General features: G+C 69.7%; 14 protein-coding genes. 5 read left to right on the plus strand and 9 right to left on the minus strand.

All coding sequences use genetic code 11. The annotated features are described in order from the left end of the window. Positions 1–82: 82 nt before the first annotated feature. The 7 genes from MFF24_RS14470 to MFF24_RS14500 all read right to left on the minus strand — a co-directional run bounded on the left by MFF24_RS14470 (position 83) and on the right by MFF24_RS14500 (position 8975). The gene (locus tag MFF24_RS14470) at positions 83–370 is read right to left on the minus strand and encodes a hypothetical protein (protein WP_238225120.1); all 288 of its coding nucleotides are present in this window, start codon (positions 368–370) and stop codon (positions 83–85) included. Positions 371–675: 305 nt separating this feature from the next. Beyond that, the gene (locus MFF24_RS14475) at positions 676–1872 is read right to left on the minus strand and encodes a DUF4167 domain-containing protein (RefSeq protein WP_238225121.1); all 1197 of its coding nucleotides are present in this window, start codon (positions 1870–1872) and stop codon (positions 676–678) included. Positions 1873–2429: 557 nt separating this feature from the next. After that, positions 2430–3314: a peptide chain release factor N(5)-glutamine methyltransferase gene (gene prmC / locus MFF24_RS14480; protein ID WP_238225122.1), complete on the minus strand. Its 885-nt coding sequence runs from the start codon at positions 3312–3314 to the stop codon at positions 2430–2432. Between the two features lie 139 nt (positions 3315–3453). Next, positions 3454–4539 carry a peptide chain release factor 1 gene (gene prfA / locus MFF24_RS14485; RefSeq protein ID WP_238225123.1) on the minus strand — a complete coding sequence of 362 codons (1086 nt, stop codon included), beginning with the start codon at positions 4537–4539 and terminating at the stop codon, positions 3454–3456. A 193-nt stretch (positions 4540–4732) separates the two neighbouring features. Beyond that, entirely contained in the window at positions 4733–5392 is a 660-nt protein-coding gene (locus MFF24_RS14490; RefSeq protein ID WP_238225124.1) for a DUF2268 domain-containing putative Zn-dependent protease, read from the minus strand. A 14-nt stretch (positions 5393–5406) separates the two neighbouring features. Next, the gene (ptsP, locus tag MFF24_RS14495; RefSeq protein ID WP_133089964.1) at positions 5407–7668 is read right to left on the minus strand and encodes a phosphoenolpyruvate--protein phosphotransferase; all 2262 of its coding nucleotides are present in this window, start codon (positions 7666–7668) and stop codon (positions 5407–5409) included. 71 nt (positions 7669–7739) lie between these two features. Continuing rightward, positions 7740–8975, minus strand: coding sequence for an aspartate kinase (locus tag MFF24_RS14500; protein WP_108938918.1), 1236 nt, complete (start codon positions 8973–8975; stop codon positions 7740–7742). A 165-nt stretch (positions 8976–9140) separates the two neighbouring features. Here MFF24_RS14500 and ubiG point away from each other — a divergent pair, with 165 nt between their 5' ends. From ubiG to MFF24_RS14525, 5 genes are all read left to right on the plus strand, one after another. Beyond that, positions 9141–9887, plus strand: a complete 747-nt coding sequence (ubiG, locus tag MFF24_RS14505) for a bifunctional 2-polyprenyl-6-hydroxyphenol methylase/3-demethylubiquinol 3-O-methyltransferase UbiG (RefSeq protein ID WP_238225126.1) — start codon at positions 9141–9143, stop codon at positions 9885–9887. A gap of 140 nt (positions 9888–10027) precedes the next feature. Further along, positions 10028–10600, plus strand: a complete 573-nt coding sequence (locus MFF24_RS14510) for a YbhB/YbcL family Raf kinase inhibitor-like protein (protein WP_238225128.1) — start codon at positions 10028–10030, stop codon at positions 10598–10600. A gap of 85 nt (positions 10601–10685) precedes the next feature. Next, entirely contained in the window at positions 10686–11666 is a 981-nt protein-coding gene (locus tag MFF24_RS14515; protein ID WP_238225130.1) for an NADPH:quinone oxidoreductase family protein, read from the plus strand. A 312-nt stretch (positions 11667–11978) separates the two neighbouring features. Beyond that, entirely contained in the window at positions 11979–12992 is a 1014-nt protein-coding gene (locus tag MFF24_RS14520) for a cytochrome-c peroxidase (protein WP_238225132.1), read from the plus strand. A 55-nt stretch (positions 12993–13047) separates the two neighbouring features. After that, positions 13048–14700 (plus strand): methyl-accepting chemotaxis protein, encoded by a 1653-nt coding sequence (locus MFF24_RS14525; protein WP_238225133.1) that lies wholly within the window; start codon positions 13048–13050, stop codon positions 14698–14700. Positions 14701–14762: 62 nt separating this feature from the next. Here the strand turns inward: MFF24_RS14525 and ruvC are convergent, their stop codons facing one another. Together ruvC and MFF24_RS14535 are read right to left on the minus strand one after the other, a co-directional pair. Continuing rightward, a complete protein-coding gene (ruvC, locus tag MFF24_RS14530; protein WP_238225135.1) occupies positions 14763–15332 on the minus strand; it encodes a crossover junction endodeoxyribonuclease RuvC in 570 nt (189 codons plus the stop codon). Between the two features lie 89 nt (positions 15333–15421). Then, positions 15422–16051 carry a YceI family protein gene (locus MFF24_RS14535; RefSeq protein WP_238225137.1) on the minus strand — a complete coding sequence of 210 codons (630 nt, stop codon included), beginning with the start codon at positions 16049–16051 and terminating at the stop codon, positions 15422–15424. Positions 16052–16084: the final 33 nt, after the last annotated feature.

Raw genomic sequence — 16084 nt, forward strand, 5'->3', positions numbered from 1 at the left:
GGGTCGGCCGAGGGTCGGGAGCCGTCATTGCCTCCCCCGGTCGTCGACGTTGGCTTCGCATCCATCTCGTCGTCCGATCAGACTACCAGCGACCCCTGCGGCACAGCGCGAGCAGATATCGAAGCCGTGGATCGGCGTTTCCGCGGCGGGCCATCGCGCGCCCGTTGGCGCAAGTCTGCCGGGTTCTCGCCTCACTCGGCTCGGTGCGTCGTGACCGGACACCCCTGCGCTCGGCGTAGCCGCGTTCGGCGTAGCCCCGCGCCATACCGGAGAGCACCTGTCCCTGTGCGATCATTCCCGGATCCAGGGCGAGTGCGACGGTCGGCGTCGCGATCATGAGCGCCGTGGCCAGGAAGAAGGTCTGCCGCATCATGTCCTCCGATCGCCGGCCGGATCGGGCACGCGCCGCTCGCGCGAGCCGGTCCACCCCTGACATCGGCCTATGCCTCATCGACAGCCTGGAAGCAGGCCTTTCCTAGGGCCGGAGCGGGCGGTCGTCTGACGAAAGCCGGCGGCTGTCGCTCGGGACGCCGCGTGACGGCCGGGCGCAACGAAAACGGCCCGAAGTTTCCCTCGGGCCGCTGATCCTGTCTTGGTATCTCTCACAAATCGCCCGCCGCGCTGTCCTCGCACGTGGGAGAACGGTCGGTGACCGGGCGTCTTAGTAAGGCACTCTTACTCGGCCGCGTCCGGCGTATCCGTCTGGTCGGGAGCGGCCTCACCCTCGGCACCCTTGTAGCGGGTTCGACGCCGCCGGGGCTTGGGCGCCGGCGCGTCGTCGGCCGCGGGCACCTCGGCGCTGGGGGCCGCTTCGCGCGGCTCCGGCGCGGAGCGCGGGGCCGGAGCATCGGCCGGAAGCGGAGCGGGATTGCGGGTCGCCGTCATCAGGAAGGCGGGCAGTGCCGACGGATCGGCTGCTTCGGCCGCCGCCGCGCGGCTGGCTTCGCTCGCGCGGCCACGCCCGCGCCGCGGCGCCGGGCTGTCGGGACGCACCGGTCCCTCGGAACGTGGGGAAGCCTCGGCGCGGGTCTCCTGACGCGGCTCGACCGGGCGCGCCTCTTGACGCGGCTCCTGCCGCGAGTCCTGGCGAGGCTCCTGACGCAGCGCCTCGGAGGGTTCGGGACGACCGTTCTCGAAGCGCGCGGCGTCGCGGCGGTTCTCACGCGGGCCCTCGCGGCCTTCCTGAGTCTGCGGCCCGAAATCCTGCCGGTAATCCTGCCGCCGGTCCTGCCGGTAATCCGGGCGATGACCGTCCTGACGGGGATAGTCCTGGCGGTCCTGACGCTCGGGCCGGTCCTGACGCTCGGGTCGGTCTTGCCGATCCTGGCGGAAGTCCTGCCGCGGCTCGCCGCGGTTATAATCCTGCCGGTTGCCCTCGAAGCGCTGGCCCCGGTCGTTGCGGTCGCGGCCCTGGAAACGCTGGTTCCGGTCTCCGCGCTCGTTGCGGTCGCGGCCCTGGTTCCGACCGTCGAAGTCGTGGCGCTCGAACGGCTGCGGCTGCTGAGTCGGGTCGCCGTACTCGTCTGCGCCGTAGCCGAAGCCCTGGCGGCCGCCCTCGGGGCCCTGGCCCTGACCCTGGACGGTCTCGTCGTCGCCCTCCTCGTCCTCGTCGAAGCCGTTGCGGGCATAGCCCTGGCTGACCTGGGGACGGCCCGGCTCCTGGGCACTGGTGATGATGCGGAAATAGTGTTCGCCGTGCTGGAAGTAATTCTCAGCCGCGACCGGATCGCCGCTCGCCAGCGCGTCGCGAGCGAGCTGCGCGTACTTGTCGGCGATATGCTGGGCGGTGCCGCGGATTTTGACGTCGGGACCGTTCGACTCGTAGGAGCGCGTCAGCGGATTCGGACCCTTGGGCCGATTGCGACCCCGCATCCGTCGATTCTGGTTTGGTCTCATCGGCCTCGATTGACCCTCGTTAACCTGTCGCTCAGCGTGACTGACAGCGCCGGAGCCCTGCTCGCGGGCGAAGCGGGCCGGGCGCGAGGCACCCGAGCGCGCACATCCCGCGATGTTTGCCGCTCGTCCGGTGGCTGCGCTCCGTTCGGCGCGCCGCGAGACATCCCTCGACTGTCAGGTTCGATCCCACCGAGCCTGACCGCGACTGCCGGAGCGCGTCCGCTCGATGGTGGGAAGACCGTCCGAGGCCGGAGGACACGGTCAAAACCGATCCTGCCGATACCGTCTTGAAGAGTGCCCCACAAAACTCCCGGAATTCGGGAACCCCTTGGCCGTAACGGCGCAGCGGGTGTTTTGCGAGAGACGCTCAACGGGCCGTTGGCGGTCTGCATATCTAAGCTAGTGACTGACGCCCTCGACAACAAGCATTTTTTCGGAGCAATGGCGGCTTATGCCGAATTTCTGCGGCGTCCGTGGCATTTTGCGGGGCGTTTTGCACCCTGCCGCACCGGCCAATCCACTTCTTCGTTCCGTCACCTGCCCGCCAAGGATGGCCGAAGCGTGACGACCCGGTCATTGCCGGCGAGATCCCGGCCGACATTCACATCCTCGAATCCCATCGCCCGCGCGAGGTCGACGAGCGCCGCCCCCTGATCGTAGCCGATCTCCAGGACGAGGGCGCCGCCCGCGGCGAGCAGGCCGGGCCGACGCGCGATCCCGCGAAGAATCGCCCGGTAGGCGTCGAGGCCGTCGGCGCCGCCGTCGAGTGCGGCGTGCGGATCGTGCAGGCGCACCTCCGGCGCGAGCGTCGCGACGACGGAGGCAGCGATATAGGGCGGGTTTGAAACGATCAGGTCGAACGGCCCGGTCAGGGCATCGAGCCAGGAGCCGCACAGGAAGGCGGCCCGGTCCCCAACGCCATTATCCGCCGCGTTCCGGCGGGCGACCGCGAGCGCGCCCTCCGCCCGGTCCACACCGATGCCGAAGGCTTTGGGGCGCTCGTGCAGCAGCGCCACGAGGATGCAGCCGGTGCCGGTGCCGAGATCGATCAGGTGCAGCGGACGATCCCTCTCGGGAAACAGCCGCAGCGCGGCCTCCACTACGCTCTCGGTGTCGGACCGCGGCACCAGCGTCTCCGGTCCGAGGGCGAAGGGCAGCCCCCAGAACTCCCAGGCGCCGATAATCCGCGCCACCGGCTCGCCCGCGCACCGCCGCGCCGCTGCGTCACTCAGAGCGCGCGCACCGGCCGCGCCGATCGGCTCGCGCCCGCGGAGCGACAGGTCGAGAGGGGTGAGCGCGAGGGCGTGCAGGGCGAGGAAGCGGGCGTCCGTGCGCGCGTCCGGCAGGCCGGCCTCTTCGAAGACCCGGACGAGATGGCGCAGGGCGGCTTCACGGGAGAGGGTGTGATCGAAGCTCATGCCGGACAGCGCGGGACGTGTCCGCGCCTTCTCCCCCATCCCGATCGGGCCCGCCCGGCTTGAGCACACGCTCGCAGGTCTCGGGCAAGCCCGCGGTCCGGCGCGGAAAGGGTTTCGTAGCGTCCCACTCGATCAGGGATCACGCCATCCCCTCGGCCGCCAGCAATTCGGCCTGATGCTCGGTGACCAGCGCGTCGATCACCTCGTCGAGCGCCGGGCCGGCCATGACCTCTTCCAGCTTGTAGAGGGTCAGGTTGATGCGGTGGTCGGTGACGCGCCCTTGCGGGAAGTTGTAGGTGCGGATGCGCTCGGAGCGGTCGCCGGAGCCGACCTGGGCCTTGCGATCGGCGGCCCGCGCCGAATCCTTGGCCGTGCGCTCGGCGTCGAACAGCTTGGCCCGCAGCAGCGCCATGGCGCGCGCCCGGTTCTTGTGCTGCGAGCGCTCCTCCTGCACGAACACCACCACGCCGGACGGGATGTGGGTGATGCGGATCGCCGATTCCGTCTTGTTGACGTGCTGGCCGCCGGCGCCCTGCGCCCGCATGGTGTCGATCTTCAGATCGGCCTCGTTGACGACCACATCGACCTCCTCCGCCTCCGGCAGCACGGCGACGGTGGCGGCGGAGGTGTGGATGCGTCCCTGCGTCTCGGTGTCGGGCACGCGCTGGACGCGGTGAGCCCCGCTCTCGAACTTGAGCCGCGAGAACACGGAACGGCCCTTCACCTCGGCGACCACCTCGCGGTAGCCGCCGACGGTGCCCTCGCTCTCCGAGATCACCTCGACGCGCCAGCCCTTCGACTCGGCGTATTTCGCGTACATCCGGAACAGGTCGCCCGCGAACAGGGCGGCCTCGTCGCCGCCGGTGCCGGCGCGGATTTCGAGGATCGCGCTCTTCTCGTCGGCCGCATCCTTGGGCAGCAGCATGAGCTGCAGCGCGCGGTGGGCCGTCTCCAGCGCCTCCTCGGCTTCGGGCTTCTCCTCGGCCGCGAGCGCGCGCATCTCGGGATCGCCGCCGGGCTCGTCGATCAGCGCGCGGATGCCGGCGAGGTTGGCCTCGGCCGCCCGGTAATGCTGGATCGCCGCGACGACGCCGTCGAGTTCGGACAGTTCGCGGGAGAGCTGCACGATCGTCTCGGCCTCGGCCGAGCCGTCGGCGAGCTGCGCCGTCACAAAGGCGTGCCGGGCCAGGATGGCGTCGAGGCGATCGGAAGGAATGGGTGTCATCGCCTGCTGGAATACTCGTCGATGGTGCGCGTCGGATCGGAAAGAGACGGGGCGGATCGCACGGCCGCTTCGGCTGGCTCGCCGGAACGGCAGCGTTCATGGCGGTCCGACCGGCACCCGTTACCCGTGCGGCGACCGCGAGGGAAGACGTACCCGCATAAGCCGTGGGCCTGAGGGATCGTTTACGGGCCGCTCACGCCGCGGCGGACCACGGAGAGGCGGCGAGGACGACATCCGCCGGCACGTTCACCCAGGTCTCGCCCTCGGGCGCAGGATTGGCAGCGAGCCAGTCGCCGACGATCCGGTAGCCGAGAGTGTAGCCGAGCCAGCGCGGATGACGGCCGCCCGCGCCAAAGAACCAGCCGGCGTGATCCTGATTGGGCGCCCGCAACTCCGCCGCACTCGGGCGATGGGCGCGCAACGCCGCGTCGTCCAGGGCGCATTCCCAAGGTTCGGGGGACGCGTCGAAGAGCGTCCCGGCGAAGTGCCCAGCCAGTCCCTCGCTGACGAGCGCCTCGCCCAGCGTATCACCGTATCCGGGTCCAGCGAAGCGACGGCAGTGATGCACCTCATGGGCGATCGTCCGCCGGATGTCGCCGTGATCGAGGCTCACGGCGAAGTTCGGATTGAGCGGATCGACCGTGAGCGAGCACAGGCCCGGACGGTAGGCGCGGCCGGTCGTCCCGACTTCCGGAATGACCGCGCCGGTCACGCGCTCGACGAGGATGTCCAGCTGAAACGGCGGCAGGATGCCGGCGACGGCCTGACGGGCCGCCTCGATTTCCAGGCCGATCCGATCACGCCAAGCCGCAAGGTCGCCCTCGGCTTCAAGCCAGTGCAGACGCCAGTCCAAACAATCCTCCGACGCTAGATCGGCACGCCGTTCGCCTTCGCATAGGCCGTGAGCGCGGGCCGGACCGAGGCGCCGTCGGTCACGCGGGTCAGTTCGGACTCGATCAGCTGCGCGACCTCGCCGGCATGGGCGGAGAGGACCATCGCCTTGACCGGGCCGATCGCGGCCGGCGACATCGAGAACTCGCGGAAGCCGAGGCCGATCAGCGCCAGCGCCTCAAGCGGGCGCCCGCCGATCTCGCCGCAGACGGTGGCGGGGCAGCCTTGGGCGGTCGCACGCTCGGCGATCAGGCGGAAGGCACGCATCGCCGCCCCACACAGGGGATCGAAGCGGTTGGCCACGCGCCGGTTCTCGCGATCGACCGCGAACAGGAACTGCATCAGGTCGTTGGAGCCGACCGACAGGAAATCCGCCTCGCGGGCGATCTCGTCGATCTGGAACAGCAGCGAGGGCACCTCGACCATCGCGCCGAGGCGGCAATCGCTGGGCAAAAGGTAGCCGTGACGGCGCAAATGCGCCTTCTCGCGCTCGACGATGTCGCGGGCGCGGGTGAATTCCTCGACGGTGGCGACCATCGGGAACATGATCTTGATCGGGCGGCCCGCCGCCGCCTTGAGAAGCGCCCGCAACTGCACCCGCAGCAGCGCCGGCCGGTCGAGGCCGATCCGGATCGCCCGCCAGCCGAGCGCGGGGTTCTCCTCCTCGAGCGCCGGCATGTAGGGGAGGATCTTGTCCCCGCCGATGTCGAGGGTGCGGATCGTGACCGGCAGGTCGCCGGTGGCCGAATAGACCGCCTCGTAGAGCGTCTGCTGCTCGGCCGCCGAGGGCATCCGCTCGGCGATCATGAATTGCAGCTCGGTGCGGAACAGGCCGACGCCCTCCGCCCCGGTCTCGTGCAGATGGGTGAGATCGACGAGCAGGCCCGCATTGAGGTGCAGGCCGATCTTCACGCCGTCGCGGGTGACGGCGGGCACGTCGCGCAGAGCCCTGTACTGCTCCTGCCGCCGGGCGCGCAGGCGCACCATCTCGGCGTAGGAGGCCTCGACCTCAGGGGTCGGCCTGATCTGGACCTCGCCGGAGAGGCCGTCGACGATGATCGCGTCGCCCGAATCGCACAGGCCGGTGGCGTTGGCGATCTCGCCCACCGCCGGAATGCCGAGCGCCCGGGCGACGATGGCGATGTGGCTCGTCGGCCCCCCCTCCTCCAGCACGACGCCACGCAGGCGGGCCCGGTCGTAGTCGAGGAGTGCGGCCGGTCCCATGGAGCGGGCGACCAGGATCGCGTTCTCCGGCAATCCGTCGCCGCCCCGCCCCTCCTGGCCGACGAGGCGGCGCAACAGGCGGTTGGCGAGGTCGTCGAGGTCGTGCAGGCGGTCGCGCAGGTAAGGGTCGCTCTGGCGCAGCATCCGGGCGCGGTTGTCCGACTGCACCCGCTCGACCGCGGCCTCCGCCGTCAGGCCCGACTGCACCGCCTCGCGCATCCGCCGCAGCCAGCCCTTGTCGTGGGCGAACATGCGGACGGTCTCGAGGATCTCGCGGGACTCGCCCGAACTGAGGCCGTCGCCGCGCTCGACCAATTCGTCGATGGCCGAGCGCACGTCCTCGATCGCCGATTCCAGCCGCTCCATCTCGCGCTCGACGTTCTCCGCGATCAGCGTCTTCACGACGATGCGCGGCTCGTGCAGCACCACGTGGCCGAGCCCGATCCCGTCGGCGAGCGCCACGCCGCGCTGGCTCACCGGGCGGCGCGCGGCAGTGCCGGCGCCGGGGGCGAGCGCCTGGAGTTCGCCGGAGGCGATCAGCTCCGCCAGCACCATGGCGGTGGTCTGGAGCGCCTCGATCTCCTCCTCGGAATAGACCCGATAGGTCTTGTTCTGGACCACCAGCACGCCGAGCGTATTCCCGGCCCGCAGGAGCGGCACGCCGAGAAAGGCGTGGTAGATCTCCTCGCCCGTTTCCGGCCGATACGAGAACGAGGGGTGCGACTGCGCGTCGGACAGCGCCAGCGGCTCGGCGGTCTTGGCAATCAGGCCGACGAGGCCCTCGTCGGCGCGCATGCGGGTGATGTGGACCGCGTCGCGGTTCAGACCCTCGGTTGCAAACAGTTCGAGAGTGTTGTCATCGCGCACCACATAGACCGAGCACACCTCGGCGATCACGTTCGCCGCGATGAGGACGACGATCCGATCGAGGCGCTGCTGCGGACTGACCGGCTCCGCCATGGCTTCGCGGAGCCGGCGCAGCAGCAGGCGCGGGCCTCCGGGCGCAGCGGGCATCGTGTCGTCAATCCGGGTCGGCCGGCGCAACCCTGGCTGGTGAGCCGTGGGGCCGACGCCGACGAGAACGGTCAGGCCTGGTCGAGGCCGTATAGCGAGTGGAGCGTGCGCACGGCAAGCTCCGTGTAGGCGGCGTCGATCAGGACCGAGAACTTGATCTCGGAGGTGGTGATGGCGCGAATGTTGATACCCTTCTGCGCCAGCGCCCGGAAGGCCTTGGCTGCAACGCCCGCATGCGAGCGCATGCCGACGCCGATCGCCGACACCTTCACGACATCGGTGGCGCCCTCGATCTGGCCGAACTGGATCGTGTCGCGTTGAGCGTCGAGGATGGCGCGGGAGCGCTCGTACTCGGCCGCCGGCACGGTGAAGGTCATGTCGGTGGTCGATTGGTCGCCGGACACGGTCTGGATGATCATGTCGACGTTGATGTTGGCATCCGCCAGCGGGCCGAAGATCGCCGCGGCGATGCCGGGGCTGTCCTTCACGGCGCGCAGGGTGATCTGCGCCTCGTCCTTCGAGAAGGCGATGCCGGTGATGATCTGCTGTTCCACGATTTGGTCCTCGTCGCAGATGAGGGTGCCCGGCCGCGCGGCATCGGGGGGATCGAAGGAGGAGCGCACCGTGGTCGGCACCCGGTGCACCATGGCGAGCTCGACGGAGCGCACCTGGAGCACCTTGGCGCCGAGCGACGCCATCTCCAGCATCTCCTCGAAGGTCACCCGCTCCATGCGCTGCGCTTTGGGCACCACGCGCGGATCGGTGGTGTAGACCCCGTCGACATCGGTGTAGATGTCGCAGCGCTCGGCGCCGATGGCGGCGGCGATGGCCACGGCCGAGGTGTCCGAGCCACCGCGTCCGAGCGTCGCGATGCGGCCGGTCTCGGCGTTCACGCCCTGGAAGCCGGCGATGACGGCGACCTCGCCGCGCTTGAAGCCCTCGTCGAGGTTCTTCGGGTCGATGCCCTCGATCCGGGCCGAGCCGTGGGCATCCGAGGTGTGGATCGGGATCTGCCAGCCCTGCCAGGAGCGGGCCTTGATCCCGTCCTTGTTGAGCGCGATCGCCAGCAACCCCGAAGTCACCTGCTCGCCGGACGCCACGACGGTGTCGTACTCCGCTGCACCGTAGAGCGGATCGGCGTCCTTGACCCAGCCGACCAGCTCGTTGGTCTTGCCGGACATCGCCGAGACCACGACCGCGACTTCGTAGCCGGCCGCGACCTCGCGGGCGACGTGGCGCGCCACGTTGCGGATGCGGTCGACGTTGGCGACGGAGGTGCCGCCGAATTTCATCACCAAACGGGGCATGTCGCGTCCGGTCTGCTCATCTTGTCCCCACGGTCCCGGCCGCGAGGCCGGCGCGCCGGCTTCAGGAAAACAACACGGCGCGGCTGTACCGGGAATGCGCCCGGCGGGTACAAGGGCCCCCCGGCCGTGTCAATCGGACGGACCGTAGGTTCAAATGATGCGAAAGTGAGCCGGATGACGGGTGCCTCGATCGATCGGGACGAAGTGGCGCGCTTCGACGCCCTGGCCGCGCGCTGGTGGGATGAGCGCGGGCCGATGGCGGTTCTGCACAAGTTCAATCCGGTCCGGGTCGGCTATATCCGCGACGAGGCCTGCCGGGTCTTCGACCGCGACCCGGCTGCGCCTTTCCCCCTCGAAGGGCTCAGCGTCATCGACATCGGCTGCGGCGGCGGCGTGCTGTCGGAGCCTCTGGCCCGGCTCGGCGCGACGGTCACGGGCCTCGATCCGGCGACCGGCAACATCGTGGCGGCCCGCGCCCATGCCGAGGCCGAGGGGCTGACCATCGACTATCGCGACGAGACCATCGAGGCGGTGGCGGCGCGGGGCGAGCGCTTCGACATCGTGCTTGCGATGGAGGTGCTCGAGCACGTCTCCGACCGCGCCGGCTTCCTGCGCGCCTGCTGCACCACCGTGAAGCCCGGCGGGCTGCTGTTTGCCGCCACCCTCAACCGGACGATGCGTTCCTTCGCGCTCGCCATCGTCGGCGCCGAATACGTGTTGCGCTGGCTGCCGCGGGGCACCCACGACTGGGAAAAGTTCGTGACGCCGGCCGAACTCGCCGCCGACATCGCGGCGGGCGGCCTTACCGTCACTGACACCACCGGCGTTGTCTACAATCCGCTGGGCGATTCCTGGCGCGCGAGCCGCGACACGGGGGTGAACTACATGGTCGCGGCCCACCGCCCCGCCTGAATGTCTCTCACACAACGCCCGCTGCGCTGTGCTCGCCAGAACGCGAACGATCGGCGACCGGGCGTTTCGTGAGGCACTCTGAACGAAGCCGGGCGGCGTTCGTTGAGGGTTTTTCGCAGGATCAGCGGAGACCGTCGCCCATGCTCGAAAAGCTGCCGCACGCCGTCGGTGAAGCCCTGTCCCGCGTCAGGGCCGGTGCGGAGAAGGCCGCGTTCCACACGGTCGCCGCGGAGGCCTCCGCGACCTTGCGCGTGACGAGCCAAGCCTTCGCCGACATGGCGCCGATCCCGGCCCGCTACACGGCGGACGGGGAAGGGCTCTCCCCGCCGCTCGCCGTCGCCGACGTGCCGAGGGATGCGGCGGCCCTGGTGCTGTTCGTCGAGGATCCGGACGCCCCCTCCCCTCACCCCCTCGTCCACCTCATCGCCTGGAACCTGACACCGGAAGACCAGGGCTTTCCGGAAGGGGCCTTCGCGAGCCCGGCGGGCGACGGCGCTCGGCACGATCTCGGCCGCAACTCGTTCCTGAAGGACGGCTGGTTGCCGCCGGACCCGCCGACGGGGCATGGGCCGCACCACTATCTGTTCCAGATCTTCGCACTGGCCCGCCCCGCGGAACTGCCCGCTTCGCCGGGCCGCGGCGCGCTGCTCGATGCACTCCGGGGCAACGTGATCGCCAAGGGCCTGCTGACGGGGACCTACGAGCGGGCGTGAGCGTCTTGCGCTCAAGCCGCGCCTGCAGGCATGAGCGTCGACGAATGCGTCGTTCGTCACGAGGTTTAAGGGAGACGACCCGGACATGAAGGCCCTGGTGTGCAGCCGGCTCGGCGGGCCGGAGGATCTGAGCATCGCGGATCTGCCCGATCCGGTGCCGGGGCCCGGCGAAGCGCTGGTGCGCGTGCGGATCGCCGCGCTGAACTTCTTCGACACCCTCATCATCGCCGGCCGCTATCAGGTGAAGCCCGAGCTTCCGTTCTCGCCGGGCGGCGAGGCCTGCGGCGTGGTCGAGGCCCTCGGCCCCGGCGCGGAAGGCTTTTCTGTCGGCGACCGGGTAATGGTCCATCTCAGTCACGGCACCGCCCGCGAGCGCATCGCGGTTCCGGTGAAGCGCCTCGCGCGGGTGCCGGAGGCGGTCTCCAACGCCGTCGCCGCCGGGCTCTCGATCACCTACGGCACCACGCTCCACGCGCTGCGGGACCGCGCCGACATCCGGCCGGGCGAGACCCTCGTCGTGCTCGGCGCCTCGGGTGGGGTCGGGCTCGCCGCGGTCGAGCTTGGAAAGCTGCTCGGCGCCCGCGTCATCGCCTGCGCCTCCTCGCCGGAAAAGCTCGAGATGGCCCGGGCCCACGGCGCCGACGAGCTCGTCGACTACCGGGCGAACAATCTGCGCGAGGAATTGCGGCGTCTGACCGGCGATTGGGGGGTCGACGTGGTCTACGACGCGGTCGGCGGGGATCTCGCCGAACCGGCCATGCGCGCGCTCGGTTGGAAAGGCCGCTTCCTCGTGATCGGCTTCGCCGCGGGCGAGATCCCGAAATTTCCCCTCAACGTCATCATGCTCAAGGGCATCGACGTGCAGGGCGTTCATTGGGGCGCCTTCGTCGAGCGTGAGCCGGAAGCGCACGGGGCGAACCAAGCTCGGCTGCTGGCCTGGGCGGCGGAGGGCAAGCTCACCGTGAAGGTCCATGGCACCTATTCGCTCGAAGCCTACGAGGAGGCCCTCGGCGTGCTCGTCCGTCGCGAGGCGGTCGGCAAGGTTCTGCTCGACCTGAGAGGCTAGAACACCGGTCGATCGGAGGGGATGGGGGGATGCCCGCCAGTCTCCCCCTCCCAAGCGTCGAGCGCGGAAGATTTCCTTCGCCCACCCGTGAAAATCGGACACCCCACAACGTGCCCTGAGCGCGCGACCGAGCCTCCGAGAGGAAAGATACAGATTATATTCTTACTTCCGTCGATTTATCATCTTTCTGTGACGCATCTAGGATTCGATCAATACTAGAAAATTGACAATCGTCGTACAATCGCAAAATTTTTAAGACTTATATTTGATAAGTGATCGCAACAGCGGCAGTTGCGTTTTCAGGTCGTTCCGATGCGTTCAAAGTTTAGCTTCATCGTTTCGATGCAGCTCTTCGTCGGCTGCCTCGCTCTCGCACCCGCGGGGGCTCAGAGCCTCGACGCCGTCAAGGCCGACTACAAGCGGCCGACCCACATCCCGTTCCCGGAGGATGCGCCCTACTCGCCCCAATTGGCGACGATGGGCAAGATGCTATTCTTCGATCCCCGCCTGAGCGGCCAGCAGAACCTGAGCTGCGCCAGCTGCCACAACCCATCCTTCGGCTTCGAGGTGCCGGTTCCCGGCGCGATCGGCGCCACCAACAAGCCTCTCGCCCGCAAGGCCCCGTCGGTGCTCAACGCGGCCTGGATCCCGACCCTGTTCTGGGACGGGCGCGCGCCGAACCTCGAGACGCAGGCGATGGGTCCGATCACCGCCGATGCCGAGATGGACGGCAAGTTCCCGGAGATCATCGCCCGCCTCAAGCGCATCCCCGAATACAAGACCTCCTTCGATGCGCTCTTCCCCGGCAAGGGCGTGACGCAGGACACGATCCTGACGGCCATCGCCACTTACGAGCGGACCATCGTCTCCGGCTGGGCGCCGTTCGACCGTTGGGTCGAGGGCGACGAGGCGGCGATGTCGAGCGAGGCCAAGCGCGGCTTCGCCCTATTCACCGGCAGGGCGGCCTGCTCCGGCTGCCACACCGGCTGGAACTTCACCGACAACAAGTTTCACGACCTCGGGATCGAGACCAAGGATATCGGCCGTGCCGCCTTCGACCCGGATGACCGCTACGCCAAGCACGCCTTCAAGACTCCGGGCCTGCGCAACCTGAGCTACCGGGCACCGTTCGGGCATGCCGGCCAATTCGCCGACCTCGACGCGATCATGGCGCACTACGAATCCGGCGGCGTCCCGCGTCCCTCGAAGTCGCCGCTGATGAAGCCGGTCGACCTCACGCCGAGCGAGCGCGCGGACGTGATCGCCTTCCTGCGCTCCCTCACGGCGGATCAGACCGAGACGGCTCTGCCGAACCTGCCGAACTGACCGGCCTCCGCCGCCCCCGCATCCCCATTCAGACGAACGACGAGACGACCCCGCGATGTCGATTCGCCATAAGATCCTGTTGCCGCTCCTCGGCTTCATGCTGCTCGGGGGGCTCCTGTCGGCGATGGCGGGCCTGACGGGCCTCTCCGCCTTCGGGGAACTCTCGGGCCTCGCCGGGCGCGCGGTGGAGGCCAGCGAGGCCAGCCGCACCGCCCGCGACCGCTTCCGCCGGGCCGAAGCCCTGGTGGCGCGGGTCACGGCCATGACCGATCTCCTCGATATAGGCCGGATCGGCAGCGAGTTCACCGCGAACGCCGACGCCCTCGAGGCGGGTCTCGGCCGCTTGAAGGCCTCGGCGCTCTCGGAGCGGATGCTCACCCTGTCCAACACGGCCGAGGCCGAGGCCCGGCAGTGGCGCGCGGGCGCGGAGATCCTTCTCGGGCTGCGCAAGGCGCGCGAGATCCCGACCCTGGCCGTCATGGCACGCTACAGTGCCGCGATCGGCCGCGACCTCGACGAGGCCGTGGCGCTGGCCGGCCAGGAGGCTCAGGCCCAGATCGGCGCCACCGGTGCGGCGATGTCGTGGAAGATCGGGCTCATGCTCGCTCTGTCCGCCGCGACCGTCGGGGCGGGTGCGGGCGTGGCCTTCTGGCTGGCGGGGAGCCTATCGAAGCCTCTGGTCGTCCTAGCCCGCGACACCACCCGGCTGGCGGGGGGCGACCTCGACGTCGTCCTGCCGGCCACCGACCGCCGCGACGAGATCGGGGCGATGGTCGCCGCCGTCCGGGTGTTCAAGGAGAATCTCATCCATAGCCGGGCTCTCGAAGCCGAGACCGCCCAGGCCGGCGCGGCCGCCGAGCGCCGGGCGATGGTGCGCAGCCTCGCCGACGGTTTCGAGGCGTCGGTCGTCCGGATCGTCGGCACGGTCGGAACCTCCGCCGCTCAGCTCCGCGAGACCGCGCAGACGATGAGCGTCACCGCGCAGCGCACGGCCGAGCGGACCACCCGGATGTCCGCCGCAGCCGGCGCGGCCGCCTCGAACGTCGATGCGGTGGCGGCGGCGACCGAGCAGCTCGGGAACTCGGTCGTCGAGATCGGCCGCCAGATGCAGGCATCGGCGGACCTCGCGCGCGGGGCGGTGTCGGATGCCGACCGGACGGCCGGCGTGGTGCGGGAACTGAGCGCCGCCACGGCGCAGATCGGCGAGATGGTCGCTCTGATCTCCAACATCGCCAGCCAGACCAACCTCCTGGCGCTGAACGCGACCATCGAGGCGGCCCGCGCCGGCGAGGCCGGACGGGGCTTCGCGGTGGTGGCTTCCGAGGTGAAGGCGCTCGCCACCCAGACCACGCGGGTGACGGACGAGATCACGTCGCAGATCACGCGGATCCAGGGCGTCACCGGCCAAGCCGTTTCGGCGATCGGCGGCATCACGACGCGGATCGGCGAGATCGATACCGTGGCCGTCTCGATCACCGGTGCCGTCGGCGAGCAGGGCGCGGCCACGAACGAGATCGTGCATCGCGTCGGCCGAACCGCGCAGGACACCCGTGCCGTGACCGGCCACGTCGCCGAGGTCGCGGAAGCCGCGGAGCGGACCGGTCTCGCCGCCGACCACGTCCTGCAGGCCGCCTCCGACATGTCAGCTCAGGCCGACCAGTTGCGGCAGGAGGTCGCCCGCTTCCTCGTCAACGTCAGGGCCGCGTGAGGCAGTCCGGCCCGCAAGTCGGCCGGGTCTGACCGCCGCATGATCCCCGGTGTCGGCCGGTGCTACCGGTCGAGCCGCGCCAGCGCCGCGGCGATGCGGGCCGCGCCCGGCCCTCCCCCGGCGGCGACGCCGTGGCGGCGGTCGAGGGCGATGGCGCCGCGGTGGCTCGCATGGGTGATGGCGATGGCCAGCGCGTCGGCCGCGTCGGCGAGCTTGAACTCCGCCTTCGGCAGCAGGAACTTCACCATCGCCTGGATCTGCACCTTCTCGGCGTGGCCGTTTCCGGCCACCGTCTTCTTCACGAGGTTGGCGGCGTATTCCGCCACCGGCAATCCGGCGAGGGCCGGCACCAGCAGGGCCACGGCGCGGGCATGGCCGAGCTTGAGCGTGGCCTGCGCATCCTTGTTGACGAAGGTCTCCTCGACGGAGACCTCATCGGGCGTGTGGGTCGCGATGACGCGGGTGAGACCCTCGTGCAATTCACGCAGGCGCAAGGCCAGGGGCAGGTCGCCGTCGGAGGTGACGACGCCGCAGGCGAGGTAGGACAGCTTGCTGCCCCGCGCCGTGATCAGCCCCCAGCCGGTGCGGCGCAGGCCGGGATCGATGCCGAGAATGCGGATGTCCGTGGTCATGGCCTCGGCCTCCTTCAAAGCAGCGATCCGGTACGGCACGTACCGTGAACAAAGCCTTGCCGCAAACCCTCGGCCCGCGCCGGCGGCGTCTACTGGAGCTTGAACTCGCCCTCCAGCCGGAGCGCCACCTCGTCGCCGAGCAGCGGCAGGAAGGCGTTCACCCCGAAATCGGAGCGCTTGATCACCGTCCAGCCGTCGAAGCCCACGGAGTAGATCTTGTCGACCGGGTTGACGCCCGCCTGGTTGAAGGTGGCGTCGAACGAGACCGGCTTCGACACGCCGCGCAGGGTGAGCGTGCCGTTGACCCGCGCGGTGGTCGGCCCCGTCGGCTCGATCGATTGGCTCACGAAGGTGGCCTCGGGAAACTTGCCCGAATCGAGGAAGTCCGGCGTCTTGAGGTGCGCGTTGAGCTTGTCGTTCAGCGCGTTGGCGCTGCCGGTACCGATCTTGACCGAGAGGGTGCTCTTGGCCGGCGCGGCGGGATCGAGGACGAGCTCGCCCGTCACATCCGTGAACTGGCCGTAATAGGTCGAGAAGCCGAGATGGCTGATCGACCAAGTGATCTTACCGTGCGCGGTATCGAGGCGGTAGCGCCCGGCCTTGACCTGACCCGGATCCTTGGTCAGGGCCGGGGCGGCCTCCTGCGCGTGGAGACCGCCGGGCCCTGCGAGGGCGAAACCCGCCAGCAGGAGGGCGGCGAGGGCGAGCGTGCGCTTCATGCGGTCACCTTGTCGGTTGTGCCGCCAAGACGG

This window comes from Methylorubrum aminovorans (assembly GCF_022179725.1).
In the GTDB taxonomy this organism is placed as follows: Bacteria; Pseudomonadota; Alphaproteobacteria; order Rhizobiales; family Beijerinckiaceae; genus Methylobacterium; species Methylobacterium aminovorans.

Bases quoted from the DNA above. Each gene is read 5' to 3' on its own strand.
- MFF24_RS14470 (WP_238225120.1), bottom strand. From the start codon at position 370: ATGCGGCAGACCTTCTTCCTGGCCACGGCGCTCATGATCGCGACGCCG.
- MFF24_RS14475 (WP_238225121.1), bottom strand. From the start codon at position 1,872: ATGCGGGGTCGCAATCGGCCCAAGGGTCCGAATCCGCTGACGCGCTCC.
- prmC (WP_238225122.1), bottom strand. From the start codon at position 3,314: ATGAGCTTCGATCACACCCTCTCCCGTGAAGCCGCCCTGCGCCATCTC.
- prfA (WP_238225123.1), bottom strand. From the start codon at position 4,539: ATGACACCCATTCCTTCCGATCGCCTCGACGCCATCCTGGCCCGGCAC.
- ptsP (WP_133089964.1), bottom strand. From the start codon at position 7,668: ATGCCCGCTGCGCCCGGAGGCCCGCGCCTGCTGCTGCGCCGGCTCCGC.
- MFF24_RS14500 (WP_108938918.1), bottom strand. From the start codon at position 8,975: ATGCCCCGTTTGGTGATGAAATTCGGCGGCACCTCCGTCGCCAACGTC.
- MFF24_RS14510 (WP_238225128.1), top strand. From the start codon at position 10,028: ATGCTCGAAAAGCTGCCGCACGCCGTCGGTGAAGCCCTGTCCCGCGTC.
- MFF24_RS14515 (WP_238225130.1), top strand. From the start codon at position 10,686: ATGAAGGCCCTGGTGTGCAGCCGGCTCGGCGGGCCGGAGGATCTGAGC.
- MFF24_RS14520 (WP_238225132.1), top strand. From the start codon at position 11,979: ATGCGTTCAAAGTTTAGCTTCATCGTTTCGATGCAGCTCTTCGTCGGC.
- MFF24_RS14525 (WP_238225133.1), top strand. From the start codon at position 13,048: ATGTCGATTCGCCATAAGATCCTGTTGCCGCTCCTCGGCTTCATGCTG.
- ruvC (WP_238225135.1), bottom strand. From the start codon at position 15,332: ATGACCACGGACATCCGCATTCTCGGCATCGATCCCGGCCTGCGCCGC.
- MFF24_RS14535 (WP_238225137.1), bottom strand. From the start codon at position 16,051: ATGAAGCGCACGCTCGCCCTCGCCGCCCTCCTGCTGGCGGGTTTCGCC.